The sequence below is a fragment of the Catenibacterium faecis genome (assembly GCF_014306455.1).
Classification (GTDB): Bacteria; Bacillota_I; Bacilli_A; order Erysipelotrichales; family Coprobacillaceae; genus Catenibacterium; species Catenibacterium mitsuoka_A.
The window spans coordinates 1-16,658 of sequence record NZ_JACRWG010000053.1 but is presented as its reverse complement, the minus strand read 5'-3'; the positions used below and the strand labels follow the sequence as shown (position 1 = coordinate 16,658).

The 16,658-nt window shown below is 34.6% G+C and carries 15 protein-coding genes; 14 read left to right on the top strand and 1 reads right to left on the bottom strand.

Annotated elements, in window-relative coordinates; genetic code table 11:
• Positions 1–248 precede the first annotated feature (248 nt).
• The 6 genes from H8909_RS10525 to H8909_RS10500 all read left to right on the top strand — a co-directional run bounded on the left by H8909_RS10525 (position 249) and on the right by H8909_RS10500 (position 5,813).
• Positions 249–983, top strand: coding sequence for an RsmE family RNA methyltransferase (locus H8909_RS10525; RefSeq protein ID WP_187012803.1), 735 nt, complete (start codon positions 249–251; stop codon positions 981–983).
• A 1-nt stretch (position 984) separates the two neighbouring features.
• Positions 985–1,758: a hypothetical protein gene (locus tag H8909_RS10520; RefSeq protein WP_187012802.1), complete on the top strand. Its 774-nt coding sequence runs from the start codon at positions 985–987 to the stop codon at positions 1,756–1,758.
• Positions 1,759–1,762: 4 nt separating this feature from the next.
• Positions 1,763–3,070: a tRNA (N(6)-L-threonylcarbamoyladenosine(37)-C(2))-methylthiotransferase MtaB gene (gene mtaB / locus H8909_RS10515; protein WP_187012801.1), complete on the top strand. Its 1,308-nt coding sequence runs from the start codon at positions 1,763–1,765 to the stop codon at positions 3,068–3,070.
• Positions 3,057–4,535 carry a UDP-N-acetylmuramoyl-L-alanyl-D-glutamate--2,6-diaminopimelate ligase gene (locus H8909_RS10510; RefSeq protein ID WP_117458664.1) on the top strand — a complete coding sequence of 493 codons (1,479 nt, stop codon included), beginning with the start codon at positions 3,057–3,059 and terminating at the stop codon, positions 4,533–4,535. Before mtaB ends, H8909_RS10510 begins: the two co-directional genes overlap by 14 nt.
• Before the next feature lie 93 nt (positions 4,536–4,628).
• Positions 4,629–4,814 (top strand): 30S ribosomal protein S21, encoded by a 186-nt coding sequence (gene rpsU, locus H8909_RS10505; RefSeq protein WP_006505139.1) that lies wholly within the window; start codon positions 4,629–4,631, stop codon positions 4,812–4,814.
• Positions 4,815–4,871: 57 nt separating this feature from the next.
• Positions 4,872–5,813 (top strand): PhoH family protein, encoded by a 942-nt coding sequence (locus tag H8909_RS10500; protein ID WP_117458663.1) that lies wholly within the window; start codon positions 4,872–4,874, stop codon positions 5,811–5,813.
• Positions 5,814–5,829: 16 nt separating this feature from the next.
• On the opposite strand, the gene H8909_RS10495 is transcribed toward H8909_RS10500, so the two are convergent.
• Entirely contained in the window at positions 5,830–6,831 is a 1,002-nt protein-coding gene (locus H8909_RS10495) for an A/G-specific adenine glycosylase (RefSeq protein ID WP_187012800.1), read from the bottom strand.
• A gap of 98 nt (positions 6,832–6,929) precedes the next feature.
• On the opposite strand from H8909_RS10495, the gene H8909_RS10490 reads away from it, so the two are divergent.
• The 8 genes from H8909_RS10490 to H8909_RS10455 all read left to right on the top strand — a co-directional run bounded on the left by H8909_RS10490 (position 6,930) and on the right by H8909_RS10455 (position 16,479).
• Positions 6,930–7,256, top strand: a complete 327-nt coding sequence (locus H8909_RS10490) for a cyclic-di-AMP receptor (protein WP_117458661.1) — start codon at positions 6,930–6,932, stop codon at positions 7,254–7,256.
• A gap of 64 nt (positions 7,257–7,320) precedes the next feature.
• Entirely contained in the window at positions 7,321–8,916 is a 1,596-nt protein-coding gene (locus H8909_RS10485; RefSeq protein ID WP_187012799.1) for a glutamate ligase domain-containing protein, read from the top strand.
• Positions 8,916–10,013: a DEAD/DEAH box helicase gene (locus H8909_RS10480; RefSeq protein ID WP_187012798.1), complete on the top strand. Its 1,098-nt coding sequence runs from the start codon at positions 8,916–8,918 to the stop codon at positions 10,011–10,013. The genes H8909_RS10485 and H8909_RS10480 overlap by 1 nt, the downstream gene beginning before the upstream one ends.
• 155 nt (positions 10,014–10,168) lie before the next feature.
• Positions 10,169–12,808 carry a pyruvate, phosphate dikinase gene (gene ppdK, locus H8909_RS10475; RefSeq protein WP_187012797.1) on the top strand — a complete coding sequence of 880 codons (2,640 nt, stop codon included), beginning with the start codon at positions 10,169–10,171 and terminating at the stop codon, positions 12,806–12,808.
• Between the two features lie 204 nt (positions 12,809–13,012).
• Positions 13,013–14,263 (top strand): RNA-guided endonuclease InsQ/TnpB family protein, encoded by a 1,251-nt coding sequence (locus tag H8909_RS10470; RefSeq protein ID WP_187012796.1) that lies wholly within the window; start codon positions 13,013–13,015, stop codon positions 14,261–14,263.
• 145 nt (positions 14,264–14,408) lie between these two features.
• Positions 14,409–15,407: a DNA-processing protein DprA gene (locus H8909_RS10465; RefSeq protein WP_187012795.1), complete on the top strand. Its 999-nt coding sequence runs from the start codon at positions 14,409–14,411 to the stop codon at positions 15,405–15,407.
• Entirely contained in the window at positions 15,400–16,020 is a 621-nt protein-coding gene (locus tag H8909_RS10460; protein ID WP_187012794.1) for a rhomboid family intramembrane serine protease, read from the top strand. Before H8909_RS10465 ends, H8909_RS10460 begins: the two co-directional genes overlap by 8 nt.
• A gap of 33 nt (positions 16,021–16,053) precedes the next feature.
• A complete protein-coding gene (locus tag H8909_RS10455; RefSeq protein ID WP_117458364.1) occupies positions 16,054–16,479 on the top strand; it encodes a hypothetical protein in 426 nt (141 codons plus the stop codon).
• Positions 16,480–16,658 lie beyond the last annotated feature (179 nt).

Here is a 16,658-nt window from a genome sequence, read left to right as displayed (position 1 = left end):
CTGTATCGTATGGGAATAAACTATCTTGCAGATAGCCAAGTACCTAATACAGTTGTAACAGAGTAAACTCTGCTACAAAGGGTGTTGTCAACCACCCTATGATGTAACGCCACTTTAGATAGCAATATCTATTGGGGTTAAAGGTCGGAGGTGTAAACCGTTAATACGACTGGGCAGTTACAAGCCCATGACCTTTAGGTCGTGGGTAGTTGACAAAAATGTTAGAATGCTAGAGGAGAGAGATGATTATGCAGAGATATTTTATTAAAAATAATTATAGACAAAATGACGTCATTATCACTGATGATTCTATGTATAAGCATATTACTAAAGTAATGCGTATGGAAAAGGGTGAACATGTCATTTGTATTGATGAAGACAAGCATGTTTACTTATGTGAAATCATCGATACAAAGCAGGGTTTACTACAAATTAAAGAAGAACTTCAGGAAGATAATGAATTAGATGTTGAAGTAACACTTGTTTATGGTTTACCAAAGAGTGATAAGTTTGAATTTGTGATTCAAAAAGCAACAGAACTAGGCGTGACACGTATAGTTCCTTTGCGTGCTTCTAGAAGTATAGTGAAAATGGATGAAGGACGTTTCAACAAGAAGAAGGAACGTTTTGTACGTATCGCTCAGGAAGCAAGTGAACAATGTCATAGACAGATTGTTCCTGAGATTACACCTCCTATTCAATTATCACAATTAAAGGATTATTTATCTGAAGTGAATGTTGTGGCATATGAGGAAGAAAGTAAGAATGGAGAACATCATGCTTTCACAAAAGCACTCAATGGCCTTCATACATCTATTACTATTATAGTAGGACCAGAGGGTGGTTTTGATCTTCAGGAAGTAGAAAAGATGCAGTCAATGGGTGTTGTGCCATGCTCTATCGGTAATCGTATTTTAAGAAGTGAGACAGCACCTTTATATATGCTTAGTGTTATAGGGTATAGAAGAGAATTGGGGGATTAATATGAACTTTATTGCAGTCATTAATAAATACAGCAGGGATATAAAATACAATAAAACAAACTTATATCATTATTGTGAAGAACATAAAAAAGAATTAGAAGACTTGAATATTCGTTTTAAAGTTAAATCAGAAATTGAATTATTCAATATGGAAATCCTTTTGCGTGCACTAGATGTAAAAGATGCAATTGAAGGTTCCTATAATCTTTTTGCGTCAGGTCATTATGATATGTTTGAATATATTACCTATGAAGAAAAAAGAAAAATGTTTAATAATGATTTAAAGAATGTATTAGAAACACTCCCTCATTTTTATGATGAAGAAAGTTCACGAGATATTTATATTCCTATCTATTCTCCTGATATCAATAATTGGTATATCAATGATTATCAGATTCTCTTATTAAAGCAACATGCAGAATATGTGAAGAATCAGCCAATTACACTAGATACTGCTTTTAGATATTATGGACCAGTTGTATTTGATACACCTTTTTCCAGTTTAGAAAAAGTATATGAAAATGAATCCCATATTGCCTATTATTATGAAGAATTAGGCACTATCTATTTATTTGTGAAAGAAGACTATTCACTGATTTGTCGTATGGTGATTGGCGATGATAATCGTCATTCTAACAGGGTATCTATTGAAGATGCAAAAGAATTAGTAGTTTATTATGAACATGGTGAATATACACAGTTCATAGAATACATGTATGATCATCAATTAATTAGTGATCGTACATATAAGAAATTAATAAAGAAAGTGAAGTGAGACAATGGCAACAGTTGCTTTTCATACATTAGGCTGTAAGGTAAACAGCTACGAATCAGAAGCGATGTTAGAAATATTCAAGAAAAGAGGGTATGACAATATCGACTTTGAATCTCCTGCAGATGTATATGTTATTAATACATGTACTGTCACAAATACAGGGGACTCTAAATCAAGACAGATGATCCGTAAGGCACATCGTACTAATCCTGATGCAGTCATCTGTGTAGTGGGATGCTATTCACAGGTAGCAAGTGAAGAAATCACAGAAATAGAAGGTGTTTCTGTAGTACTTGGAACACAACATCGTGCTTCTATTGTAGACTTTGTAGAAGAATATAAGATGACACATAAACAGATTGTGAAAATAGAAAATGTTATGAAGGTCTCTCGTTTTGAAGACTTAAGTATTCATGCATTTGAAAATAAAACAAGAGCTTTCCTAAAAATTCAGGATGGATGCAATAACTTCTGTACATATTGTATTATCCCTTATGCACGTGGTGGAGTTCGTTCTCGTCCTAAGGAAGACGTTTTAAGACAGGCTCAGGAACTTGTAGATAGAGGGTTTGTAGAAATCGTCTTAACTGGTATTCATACAGCAGGTTATGGTGTGGATTTAGACAATTATTCTTTCTATGATCTATTAGTAGACTTAACAACTAAAATCAAGGGATTAAAGAGATTACGTATTTCTTCTATTGAAATGAGTCAGGTGAGTGATGAAATCATTGAACTTATTGGTAGAAGTCCTATTATCGTAGATCATTTACATATTCCTATTCAGTCTGGTACAGATTCTATTCTAAGAAGAATGGCAAGACATTATAATACAGCTGAATTTGAAAAGAAATATTTTGAACTTAAAGAAGCGCTACCAGGTATCTCTATTACTACAGATGTCATTGTAGGATTCCCTGGAGAAACAGAAGAAGACTTCGTTGATACATATAACTGGATTAAAAAACTTCATTTCAATCAATTGCATGTTTTCCCTTATTCAAGAAGAAAGGGAACACCAGCAGACAGAATGCCTAGTCAGGTACCAGGAGATGTCAAGAAAGACCGTGTTAGAAGACTATTACAGCTTTCTGATGAATTAAAAACTGAATTCGCATTATCTGAAATGAATAAGGAACTCGAAGTACTTATTGAAGAAGAAAAGGATGGCTACATGGTAGGACATGCCTCTAATTACTTAAAGGTTCTTGTTGCAGATGATTCTTTAAAAGAAGGACATATTTATAAAGTAAAGGTAACAGATCATCGAGGTTATGATTTAATCGGGGTGGTTTCTAGTGAAGAAGCTTAATGAGCTTTTTAAAGTTGAAAGTGATATAAAGATTGAATCTATTCATAGCGATTCCCGTTATGTAAGAAAGGATTCTATCTTCTTTTGTATTGAAGGTCTTGTGACAGATGGTCATAAATATGTCGATGATGCCATCTTCCAGGGTGCTAAATGTATTGTTCATTCTAAGCCGTTACGTCGTTATTATCAGGGCATTGTTTATATTCAGGTATCAGATGTCTTAGATGAACTCAATCGTGTGGCAGATCTCTTCTATGATCATCCTTCCTATAAGATGACAGGAATAGGTGTTACAGGAACAAGTGGTAAAACAGTCGTGGCCCGTGTTGTCGCAAGACTACTAGGACGTTATTTAAAGATGGGCTATGTAGGTAACAACGGAATAGAATATGGACCTACAATGATGCAGATGACTGGTACTACACCAGATCCTATCTGTTTACATCGTAACTTCTATAACATGGTTAAAGAGAATGTGAAGGGCTTTACTCTAGAAGTCTCTTCTCATGGCTTAGCTTTAAAGCGTGTTGATTCGGTTAATTTCAGTATTGCGGTATTTACAAATGCTTATGAAGAACATATGGACTTCCATGGAACTGTAGATAATCTGATGACATCTTATGTTAAACTCTTTAGATTGCTTAAAGAAGGTGGTTATGCCATTCTTAATGCAGATGAAGTACGTTTTAATCATTATCTAACTACTAACTATAAGGATATGGCGGATCATGCTAAAATATTAACCTATGGTATTCATCATAAAGCAGATATTATGGCACGTGAGATTGAATATTATATAGATCATTCAGCATTTAATATCTATATTAAAAATCATTACTATCATGTAGAAGTTCCTATTATTGCACCATTTAATATATCTAACACTCTTGCAATATTGACAACTCTTTATGCCTTAGAAATGACACCGGATGAAATCGTGAATGCGATTAAATATATTCAGCCGGTAGAAGGTAGAATGGAAGTAGTCCCTGTTAAACAGCCTTTCCATATTATTGTTGACTATTGTCAGCATGCACATAACTTTGAAGAAGTATTCAAATTTGTCCATAGTGTTAAAGGAAATGGTCATTTAATTGCGGTATTTGGTGCACCAGGACGTAAAGATATCCATAAAAGAAGTAAGATTGGTGCTTTAGCTAATAAATACTGTGATTATGTCATATTGACAGAACAGGATGAAAGAGACGATGATATCGAAGGTATCTGTTCACAGATTCAAGAACAGATTGTTGATCCTATTTCAGTGATTATTACTGATCGTCGCTATGCCATCCAGCAGGCAATAGATGCAGCCTGTCCAGGTGATGTTATTTTGATTTTAGGAAAAGGTCATGAACAGTTTATGACATCACTAGTGGGTAATACACCTTATCCTGGAGATAAATTCATCGCCCAGGAATATGCGAAAAAACTTTATAATGAACAATTAGAAGATGACATGTAAAACTTGAAAAATAAAAGTTAAAAAAGGCTTGCATTATTAAAAATCATTGTGTATAATCATATTCGAATTTAGCGGTAAAGGGGGGAAAGTTCAATGGCAAAGACAGTAGTAAGAGAAAATGAATCTTTAGATGATGCTTTACGTCGTTTTAAGAGACAAGTTTCTAGAACAGGAACCCTTGCTGAAGCTCGTAAAAGAGAATTCTATGTTAAACCTGGTTTAAAGAGAAAAATGAAATCAGAAGCAGCTAGAAAGAACCAGAAGAAACGTCGTAGATAAGATTTATTTTTAGAAGAGTCATCTGACTCTTCTTTTTTTCAATGAAAGGATGATTTTATGGAAAAAGTGATTCAGTTAAGTGATTATAGCTTAGATGCCATTCAATTGTTGTGTGGCCCAAGTGATGAAAATATCGCTTTATTGGAAGATGAATTTGAGAATGCAATCAATGTCCGTGGTACAGATATTTATTTAGATCATAGTGATTCTGTATTAGAAAAGGTGATTCAGGTACTTGCTAAACTTACTAAAAAGGATGTACGTATTTCTAAAAGAGATGTGGTGTATGCAATCAAGTTAGGACGAAATGGTAAGCTTGATGAAATGGATTCTCTATTTGATATTCATATTGCCCGTACAAGTCATGGCAAGATCATATATCCTAAGACAATGGGACAGCTAGAATACTATCATTCTTTAAAAGATCATGATGTGGTATTTGCGATTGGTCCAGCGGGTACAGGTAAAACATACTTATCTGTAGTGTTTGCTGTACAGGCATTAAAGAATCATGAAGTACAAAAAATCATTCTCACTAGACCAGCTGTAGAAGCAGGAGAAAACCTAGGGTTCCTTCCTGGAGACCTTAAAGAAAAGATTGACCCTTACTTAAGACCTCTTTATGATGCACTTTATGATATGTTAGGTGCAGAAAATACAGAGAAATTAATTGAAAAGGGTATTATCGAAATAGCGCCACTTGCTTATATGCGTGGGCGTACACTAGAAGATGCTTATGTTATTTTAGATGAAGCACAAAATACAACAGACAATCAGATGAAGATGTTCCTTACACGTTTAGGTTTTAACTCTAAGATGTGTATTACAGGGGATATTACTCAGATTGACTTACCTAAACAGACAACAAATGGTCTCAAACATGCTATGAAGATCTTAGATGGTGTCAAAGGTATTTCCTTTGTTTACTTAACAGCACTTGATGTAGTACGTCATCCAGTTGTTGCTAGAATCATTGAAAAATATGACATGAACAAATAAGACTGATTATTTCTAATCAGCCTTCATAATGTTTCAATATCTTTTTATGGGCAGTAGGAATAGTTAATTCCTCCTGCTTATTTTTTGTATAGAAGTCAATAGAACGAATATCAGCTTTAAATACATATACATGCATATACCATGTACGATGAGTAAATACATGCTTAAAATCCTTTAAATGCGATAATACCTCTAAGTCTATCCCATAGTCTTCTTTAAATGCTTCTATAAAGGAATAAGGACTCTCTACTTCATATTGAGGAAGTAAATACATATTTTCTAGTAGCCCATTTTTATTTTTAATAAGCATCACTTCATCATCATATACTACAATACCTGTAATATAAGATAAGCTTTTCTTATTTACTTTTTTTATATTAATAGGTAGTACGTCCTGCTTATTTGTCAAATAAGCAGTGCATTCCTTTTGGAGTGGACATTCATTACAATGAGGGTGAACAGGTAAACATACCGCATTCGCAAAATCCATAATCCCTTGATTGATCTTTGCTGAATCATAACCAATGACTAGTTGATTACCTATATCTGTAATTGTCTTCACAGTCTTATTTAACGCAATATTCTCTTCTATCGCATATAATCTACTCAATACTCTTAAGGCATTCCCATCTACCGCAATATAAGGCTTATGATACGCAAAACTCATAATAGCACTTGCGGTATAGGGTCCTACACCAATAAGCGCGAGAATGTCTTTATACTCCTTAGGGAATGTATCTTTCATCAGATTAGCACTCTTATGAAGATGCAATGCACGACGATAATAACCTAGCCCTTCCCAATACTTATAGACTTCTTCTATTGTTGCATTCGCAAGTGTTTCTATATCCGGAAATCTTTCAATAAAACGTTTATAATAGGGAATCACTGCAGTGACAGTCGTCTGTTGCAGCATAATCTCACTTACCCAGATCTTATAAGGGTCTTTAATATCTCTAAAAGGAAGATCACGTTTATTAACTTCATACCACTTTATTAACTTTTCTTGTATACTCATATAAATCACCATGAGCCATTATATAATATGTGTGTATTTTTGTCTTTGAATATGCTAGAATATATGTACAAACTAATTCGTATTAGGAGGTCAATAGTATGAAACTGATAATTGCGATTGTGAATAATGATGACAGTTCAACTGTCCAGAGCGCTTTAACTGAAGGTGGATTCTTTGTTACAAAACTTGCTACTTCAGGAGGTTTCTTAAAGAAAGGGAATACTACATTCTTTGTAGGAACAAATGATGATAAGGTAGATAGCGCTATTGAAATCATTAAGGCCAATGCAAAGAAACGTGTAGAAAAGGAACCTACAGTACCACCTACTGAAATGGGTGAATTCTTTACACCAATCATGGTAGATGTACTTGTCGGTGGGGCAACAGTATTTGTAGTTGACGTTGATCGTTTTGAGAAAATCTAATAATTGAGAAAAAAAGGATGGTCAAACCATCCTTTTTACTTTAAGATATCAACAGGTGATATAAATGAATGAAAATTTTGAATATAAGATTGCAACAAAAGAAGATATAGACGCAATTGTCCAGTTTCTTGCGAAAGATTATTATGAAACATCAAGAGCTTTAAAAGATCCTTGTAAGATGATCTTTTTAGCCTACAGTGGAGAAGTGATTATAGGAATATTAGAACTCTTAGATCTTTCTAATATATCTTTTGTTTATGTATCAGAAGATTATCAGGATACTCTTGTACAAGAAGAATTACTTGAACTTGCTGAAAGATTTGTTACAAAAGAACTAACTGCTTATACAGATGAAGAACATCTTTCTTTCTTTAAGCAGCATGATTATAGTGTAGATGTAGAATCGAATGGTCGTTATTTATTGAAGAAGACAATCCCTGTTCTTCCTCGTTTTAGAGATTATGATCAGGTTTTAGCGTTTATTGAAGCGCAAAAGGATCGAGTTTATTCTCTCACAAACTTTAAGAACTTTATGTATGATTTCTATGATCCTCAAACTAAATTAACATGTGTTCATATTGGCGGTACAAACGGGAAAGGCTCTACAACTAACTATACAAAAGAAGTATTAAAATGTGCAGGCTATGAGGTAGGTACATTTACTTCTCCTGCTTTAGTAAATCGTTTAGATATTATTCGTGTTAATGATAAACCAATTGATGAAGCGACTATTGTAAGATATGCGAATCGTTATATGGATGATTGGATGGCTTATGAGCTTTCTAAGTTTGAAATAGAAGTATTTATCGCAGTCATGTATTTTATTGAACAGGGTGTAGATATTGCCTTATTTGAAGTAGGGCTTGGTGGGACACTGGATGCCACTAATATCATTTCACCAATACTTACAGTTAATACAAATATTGGTTTAGATCATATAAACTTCTTAGGAAATACATATGCGAGTATTGCGAGAAGTAAAGCAGGAATCATTAAACGTGGTATTCCTTATATGACGGCAGAAAGAAGACCAGAATGCTTAGATGTCTTCTATGAAGAAGCTCATAAGCATCATTCTTATGTTATAGAAATAAGAAAACCTAAACGTGTCTATTATGGTGCCTCTATTTCTTATGATTATCATGGTTATCATATATCTTTATCTACTTCAGCACATTATCAGGTTACTAACAGTGCACTTGCGATTAATATATTAGAATATATTAGAAAAGAATTCCCATTTAAGGATGCAGATCTAGAAAAAGGTATGCATGATGCAGTATGGGAAGGACGTTTTGAAACAATTCATCAAAATCCTTTAATCATCCTAGATGGTGCACATAATAGAGAAGGAATGGATGCCTTCTTTGAGAGTGCCCGTGATTTTAGTGATATTAAAATCATCTTTTCCGCACTAGGAGATAAGGACACTCATCATATGTTAGAAACATTATTATCTTTATCAAAGGATATTACTGTTACTCAGTTTGATCATCCTCGTCGTGCAACTGCCAAAGCTCTTGCAGAAGACTTCCCAGTGAAGATTGATGAAGACTGGAAACATGCAGTAGATGAGGCTTATAGTCATAAAGGTGTTGTATTTATTACAGGTTCTCTCTATTTTATTTCTAAAGTGAGACAATATATCTTATCTAAATAATGAAGAAATTTATTAAATATAAATGGCCCGATGAGGTTATTCATGCATTAGGTGATATGGGAATGATTGCGCCTGGAATAATCCAGAAGCAATCGTATAGACTCATTGAGAAGAGTCAATCATTTATCTTAAATGTTGACTCTTCCAAAGATCGTCTGTTATCCATTATTCCACCCTTGCTTGCATCTATGATTCATGAGGAGAAGACACAGATCATCTTACTAGGACATAAAGAAGAACTGTTATCTTCCTCTTTTGATATGAAAGAATATAATAAATACACACAATATCGTTTTATTACATCTTATCCTGGTACCAATACATTTGAAGAATGCCAGACAATTTATAAGGGTATTGACATACTCTTTACTACGCCTTCTAAACTATTAGAATATTTGAGAAGACAAGTGATAGATACTAACTTCGTCTCATATCTCATTTATCAGGATTCTCATAGCTTTTCTAGTGAAGAAATAAGAGAAATAAAGGAAATAAAGAAACATCTTCCTTTAGACTGTTCAAGTATTCTTTATGGACTTCATCATCATGAGTTCTTAAAGAAAAATATTCATACTACATTGCATGTTGATTCTTCTAAGGTAGAATGTACACATTTCTTATGTCATGATGATTATTTTAATACAGAAGAGAAACAGGTTATATTTGTAGAAAGCTATGAAGATATTCTTTATTATGCTGAAAAACTGAATGTCAATTTTGTGATTCATCAATTTATGAATCATGCATCTCAGTATCACATCATGCATGAGTTTAATAAAAAGGGTGGTCTTTTGATCGTATCTGATATGGCTTCACGCTATTTATCTTTGCATTGTGATACAGTGATTCATCTAGGAACGACTCATATGGACCAATATATGTCTCATTTATCCCGTGTTTTAGGTGTGAAGCATTCCTATATCTATGATACTCATATCACTAAGAAACAGCTTGAAGGAGTCGTTATTACTATTTCAAAAGAGGATTATGAGACAAAACATCATCTTCTTTATGAAACAATAACTAAAAATCCAGATCTGCTTCAAACATTACAAACTGATCAATTAATCACGATTATCCATCATTTAGCCCTATAGGAGAAAAATGTTGTTATTTTTTTAACAATAATAATTCCCTTATATAGGGCTTTTTTTAAATGTGTAATCAATTACAGAAAAGAAAGCGTTTGCAAGTAAGCCCTTACAAGTGTATAATGAAATAAGTGAAAAGACATAAGGAGGATTTAGTAGTTATGAAAAAATATGTTTACTTATTTAGCGAAGGTAACAAGGATATGCGTAATCTCCTTGGTGGTAAAGGTGCCAACCTTGCTGAAATGACAGGTATCGGTTTACCTGTACCTCAGGGATTCACAGTGACTACAGAAGCTTGTACACAATATTATGAAGACGGAAAAATGATCTCAGATGATATTAAAGGACAGATCGTTGAACACGTTAAAAAGCTTGAAGAAATCACTGGAAGAACTTTAGGTGATCCAAAGAACCCATTATTAGTATCTGTACGTTCTGGTGCAAGAATCTCAATGCCAGGTATGATGGATACAGTATTAAACTTAGGTTTAAATGATGAAGTAGCTAAGGAATTTGCTGCAACAACTGGAAATGAACGTTTCGTATATGATTCATATCGCCGTTTCATCCAGATGTTCGCTGACGTTGTAATGGGATTCCCAAAATCAGATTTCGAACATAAATTTGATGCAATCAAAGAAGAAAAAGGTGTTGAATTTGATACTGAATTAACAGCAGAAGACTTAAAAGAAGTTGTTGCAGTTTATAAAGAAGCTTATAAAGCACATGCAGGTGTTGATTTCCCACAGGACCCAATTGAACAGTTATTAGCTGCAGTTGAAGCAGTATTCGGTTCTTGGAATAATGACCGTGCTATCACTTATCGTCGTTTAAATGATATCCCAGGTTCTTGGGGTACAGCTGTAAACGTTCAGCAGATGGTTTATGGTAACAGAAGTGATAAGTCAGGTACTGGTGTTGCCTTCACTCGTAACCCAGCAACTGGTGAAAATAAATTATTCGGTGAATATTTAATGAACGCTCAGGGTGAAGACGTTGTTGCTGGTATCAGAACACCTCAGCCAATTGCTACATTAAATGAAGTTATGCCAGAATGTTATGAACAGTTCCAGAAGATCTGTCATATTCTTGAAGATCATTATAAAGATATGCAGGATATGGAATTCACAATTGAAGATGGTAAATTATTCATGTTACAGACTCGTAACGGTAAGAGAACAGCTCAGGCTGCCTTAAAGATTGCTGTTGACATGGTTGATGAAGGCATGATTAATGAACAAGAAGCATTATTAAAGGTTGAACCAAAACAGTTAGACCAGTTATTACATCCAAACTTTGATAAAGAAGACTACAAGGCTGCAAAGGCTGTTGCTACAGGTTTAGCTGCTTCTCCAGGCGCTGCTACTGGACATATCTACTTCACAGCTGAAGATGTTCAGGAAGCTCATGCAAATGGTGTACAGGATATGATCCTTGTACGTAATGAAACTTCTCCAGAAGATATCGAAGGTATGAACTTAGCTAAAGGTATCTTAACTGTACGTGGTGGTATGACATCTCATGCAGCAGTAGTTGCTCGTGGTATGGGTACTTGCTGTGTTGCTGGTTGTGGTGTATTAAGAGTTTCTGAAGATAAGAAGACATTAACATTACCAGATGGTACAGTATTAACTGAAGGTGATTATGTATCATTAAATGGTTCTACTGGTGAAGTATTTGCTCAGAAGATCAAGACTGTTCCTGCTGCAATTAGTGGTGATTTTGAAACATTCATGGCTTGGGCTGATAAAGAAAGAAAATTATTAGTAAGAACTAATGCGGATACTCCAAGAGATGCTAAACAGGCTGCTACATTTGGTGCTGAAGGTATCGGATTATGCCGTACTGAACATATGTTCTTCGAAGAAGAAAGAATCTTCAACTTCAGAAGAATGATTACTGCAGAAGATGTAGAAACTCGTAAGGAAGCATTAGAAAAGATTCTTCCATACCAGAGAGGAGACTTTGAAGAATTATTCAAAGCTATGGATGGATATAGTGTTAATATCCGTTTCTTAGATCCACCTCTACATGAATTCTTACCTCATACTGATGAAGAAATCAAACCATTAGCTGAAAGCTTAGGTATGACTTTCGAAGCATTAAAGGAAAGAGTAGAATCATTAAAAGAATTTAACCCAATGATGGGTCACAGAGGATGCCGTCTTGCTGTTACTTATCCAGAAATCGCTGAAATGCAGACAAGAGCTGTCATCGAAGCTGCTATCAACGTAACTAAGGAAACAGGACATACAGTTACTCCAGAAATCATGATCCCATTAGTTGGTGATGTAAAAGAATTAAAGTATGTTAAGAATGTAGTTGTTAAGACTGCTGATAAGTTAATTGCTGAAAGCGGATTAGATATGAAATATGAAGTTGGTACTATGATTGAAATTCCAAGAGCTGCCATCACAGCTGATAAGATTGCAACTGAAGCTGAATTCTTCTCATTTGGTACTAATGACTTAACTCAGATGACATTCGGTTTCTCAAGAGATGATGCTGCTAAGTTCTTAGGCGATTACTATTCTAAGAATATCTATGAACATGATCCGTTCGCTACTGTTGACCAGGAAGGCGTTGGTGAATTAATGAAGATTGCATCTGAAAAGGGAAGATCAACTCGTCCTGATATCAGACTTGGTATCTGTGGTGAACATGGTGGTGATCCAAAGACAGTAGAATTCTGCCATAAGATTGGATTAACTTATGTATCTTGCTCACCTTACCGTGTACCAATCGCAAGACTTGCTGCTGCTCAGGCTGCTGTAAAAGAAAAAATGGGTATTTTGTAATAACTACTTATCCTTTCACTAGGCCGTTCTTATGAACGGCCACTTTTTTATCTAAAAAACCAGCAGAAAACCCACCCCTCAATATAGAATATAGGTGGGGGATGAATGCCGTTAATGCATCCGATAGAGAAATTTGGAGTAAGAAATAGTATAATACATATAGGAAACTTCTTTTCCTAAATCTACAGAAAGGAGGCTGAATATATGTATCTTACAGTCAAGCAGCAGGTAAAGCATCTGTCCAAGGAAGACTATCGTTCCATCAAGGAATTATGTCATATTGCAAAGAATCTTACTAATCAGGCAATCTATAACATCAGACAGTATTACTTTGCAGAAGGCAAGTATCTCAATTATGAGAAGAACTATGCACTTCTGAAGTCGTCTGATAACTATAGAACGCTTAATTCCAATATGGCACAGCAGATACTCAAGGTTGTAGATGGCTCATTTAAATCATTCTTTGGTCTTCTTAAAAAGGCAAAGCAGGGAAAGTATGCACTTAAGGACTGCAAACTTCCACGCTATCTTCCGAAGGATGGATATACTACACTTGTCATTGGATTTGTAAGACTTAAAGGGAATAAGCTCATACTTCCATATTCAAACAGCTTCAGAAAGACACATAAGGCTGTTGAGATTACTATTCCACCTATACTGCTTGATAAGAAAGTGAAGGAAATACGTATCATACCAAAGGCAGATGCCAGGTTCTTTGAAATTCAGTATACCTATGAAGCTGAATGCATTCAAAGGAATCTCAATACAACAAATGCACTGGCATTAGATCTTGGTATCAATAATCTTGTCACTGGAGTATCAAGTAAAGGTGAAACATTCATCATCGATGGAAGAAGACTGAAGTCCATTAACCAGTGGTTCAATAAGAAAAATGCAAGATTACAGTCCATCAAGGATAAGCAGCATTTTGGAAAGAAGACAACCAACAGACAGAAGGCATTAGCACGCAGGCGCAACAATAGAATAAATGACTACATGAACAAGACTGCACGCAGGGTGATTGATTACTGTATCGATCATGATATCGGAACTCTTGTTGTGGGCTATAATGAAACATTTCAGAAGGATTCCAACATAGGCAGAAGAAACAATCAGACCTTCGTCAATATTCCTTATGGAAAGCTGAGAGACAAGCTTGAATATCTCTGCGAACTGGATGGCATCATACTTGTAATGCAGGAGGAGTCCTATACATCAAAAGCAAGCTTCTGGGATAAGGATGTCATACCAGTCTATAAGAGTGATGATACTGAAGAATACTATTTCAGTGGAAAGAGAATACATCGTGGACAGTATAGAACAGCGAGTGGACAAGTTCTGAATGCAGATGTAAATGGTGCATTAAATATCATGCGTAAAAGTAGAGTTGTGGATGTAAATATCCTATACAGTAGAGGCGAAGTGGATACGCCTATAAGAATAAGGATTGCCTAGCAATAGGTGGAGACTTAAATATCAATCTTCTTAAACGGAAGCGTAAGCATCCTAGAAGCCTTGACTTCAAATACGGAGTATTAAGTCGAGGTAGTTCACGCCAAAATTATATGATATAATGACACTTAAGAAGGAATATAAGAATATGAAATTACAACTAACATTAAACAGTCTTGCCTTAATATTATGCTGTGGTGATTTGATTCCAAGTTCCACGCAGCCTATAAGTACACAAGAGTGGCAGGAAATAGAGAAAAAATTAAAATCAGCCCATAAAGAACCAAGTATGATTACAGGGATGAGTATTGATACATTAACCCAGATTATAGGTTTAGATGAATTTACAGCTAATAAGATAGAAAAGAGACAAAAGCTCTTACCAGATCTTTTTTATGCACTGCAGAATCTAGAAAACCAGGATATTGGTCTCACAACTATCTACGAAGAAGATTATCCTGCAAGTCTAAGAGTATTAGGAACTAAGATGCCTTTAGTCATTAGCTATATAGGTGATTTATCTTTAAGTTATGGTGTTAATATATCAGTTGCTGGTCCACAGATGATGAACAAGACAATGCGTCATGTCACTAAAGAAATTATGAAAAAAATTTCAAAGGAAGGCTATACAGTAGTTGTTGGTGGTTCTAAGGGGGTAGAAGAGCTGGCCTTAAGAACACAGCTAACTAATAACGGGAATGCGGTATTATTTGTCGCAGATCATATGTTCGATAAGATTAGACTGTATTCTAAATATATTAAACAGAATAAATTAGTTATTATGACTGCCAATGATCCATATGCTTTATTTGATGTTACTCATGCATTAGATAAGAATCTTTATATTTGTGGTATGGTCTTTGCACAGATAGTAACAGGTACGCATATTGGTAGTGGCCCTGTCTGGTTTACTTCTATTCAGAATATCCATTCTCATTGGACAAGACAGCTTGTTTATGAAACATTGGATTATAGTGGTAATATTAGACTTATTGAAATGGGAGAAGCCCATTTTACTGATGAAGATTTAAAATCAGAAGTTACTTTAGCTGAAATATTAGATAATCATGAGACAGTTATTAAGAAGGATGATCCAAGTATTGATCAAATGACAATATTTGAATTCATAGAGGATAAACATGAATAATATAAAAAAATATCCTGTTACTTATACACTACTTGCATTATGTATACTTACTTATATAGGAACAACATTATTATTTAGTATGGATATGAATGCGATGCAGGGCTTAGCTTGTGGAGGATTTAATCCATATTATGTTCAAGTTACTCATCAATATTATCGTTTGATTACTGCAAATTTTATTCATTTTGGCTTAATGCATATAGTAGTGAATTGTTATTCTATGTATAATCTTAGCTGTTTTGTAGAATATTTGATGGGCTCTAAAAAGTATTTGATAGTCATACTTGCATCCATGCTTTCTACTACTGGTCTTCCTTATATCGCTTATTTATTATTGGACATTGGAGCCCATACAGTAAGTGGTGGTGTGAGTGGTATAATCTTTGGAATCATTGGTGCTATCGGTGCACTTTATTTGTTCTATCCTACACAGCTTCGCGATATTGCAAGAAACCTAGGAATGAATGTCTTACTGATGTTGTTTATTTCTTTTATTGTTCCGACAATATCTTTATCTGGTCATGTAAGTGGCATGATTGGCGGATTTGTTTCAGCTTATATTATTCTTTATATTACAAAAAGAAAAAGACAGAAGTTCTTCTATAGTTCATAAAGCGTTGATATAATTTATACAAGAGGTGAGTCTATGAATATTGCGATTGTCTACAGTCATACAAGTAAATATGCACATATTCTTGCATCACAGATGGCAAAAACTGCAAGAACACAGGCAATTCCCTTTCAGGACTTTGATTTTCATGCCCATGTTGATCTTCTTGTATTAGGATTCGATTGTCCATGCTTTGGTAAACCAAAGGAAGTGGAACAATTCATTATGCATCTTAATCGTCACTATGTGAAGAATATTGCCTTATTTTCTACATTTATGTTCTCATCAAAAGCACTTGATGATATCTCTGATTTATGTATGAAACAGGATCTTCCGCTTATGCGTGAACAATACTGCTGTAAACTTCCAATAGAACTTCATGCTCATTTATCAGATAATGCGATCAATGGTGGTGTCATCTATGTAGATGATATGATTAATATATGTAGAGATTATTATTGACAGCGTGAAGCTGTCTTTTTTAATGCATAAAAAAATTGGATAATAGAAATCAAGTAAAATTTCAAAAAAATAATCAGTAATTTTTCATAGTTTTTATTGCATGCTGAAAACCCCTGAAGAAAAAGTGCTTTTTTTCAGGGTGGTTTAGGTGTATAATTTCGTTGTTATTTGTTGTACTG

Excerpts from the sequence above, each read along its gene's own strand:
- H8909_RS10460 (WP_187012794.1), top strand. The coding sequence starts at position 15,400 with ATGAATAATATAAAAAAATATCCTGTTACTTATACACTACTTGCATTA.
- H8909_RS10490 (WP_117458661.1), top strand. The coding sequence starts at position 6,930 with ATGAAACTGATAATTGCGATTGTGAATAATGATGACAGTTCAACTGTC.
- H8909_RS10470 (WP_187012796.1), top strand. The coding sequence starts at position 13,013 with ATGTATCTTACAGTCAAGCAGCAGGTAAAGCATCTGTCCAAGGAAGAC.
- H8909_RS10455 (WP_117458364.1), top strand. The coding sequence starts at position 16,054 with ATGAATATTGCGATTGTCTACAGTCATACAAGTAAATATGCACATATT.
- rpsU (WP_006505139.1), top strand. The coding sequence starts at position 4,629 with ATGGCAAAGACAGTAGTAAGAGAAAATGAATCTTTAGATGATGCTTTA.
- H8909_RS10465 (WP_187012795.1), top strand. The coding sequence starts at position 14,409 with ATGAAATTACAACTAACATTAAACAGTCTTGCCTTAATATTATGCTGT.
- H8909_RS10495 (WP_187012800.1), bottom strand. The coding sequence starts at position 6,831 with ATGAGTATACAAGAAAAGTTAATAAAGTGGTATGAAGTTAATAAACGT.
- ppdK (WP_187012797.1), top strand. The coding sequence starts at position 10,169 with ATGAAAAAATATGTTTACTTATTTAGCGAAGGTAACAAGGATATGCGT.
- H8909_RS10480 (WP_187012798.1), top strand. The coding sequence starts at position 8,916 with ATGAAGAAATTTATTAAATATAAATGGCCCGATGAGGTTATTCATGCA.
- H8909_RS10525 (WP_187012803.1), top strand. The coding sequence starts at position 249 with ATGCAGAGATATTTTATTAAAAATAATTATAGACAAAATGACGTCATT.
- mtaB (WP_187012801.1), top strand. The coding sequence starts at position 1,763 with ATGGCAACAGTTGCTTTTCATACATTAGGCTGTAAGGTAAACAGCTAC.
- H8909_RS10485 (WP_187012799.1), top strand. The coding sequence starts at position 7,321 with ATGAATGAAAATTTTGAATATAAGATTGCAACAAAAGAAGATATAGAC.
- H8909_RS10500 (WP_117458663.1), top strand. The coding sequence starts at position 4,872 with ATGGAAAAAGTGATTCAGTTAAGTGATTATAGCTTAGATGCCATTCAA.
- H8909_RS10520 (WP_187012802.1), top strand. The coding sequence starts at position 985 with ATGAACTTTATTGCAGTCATTAATAAATACAGCAGGGATATAAAATAC.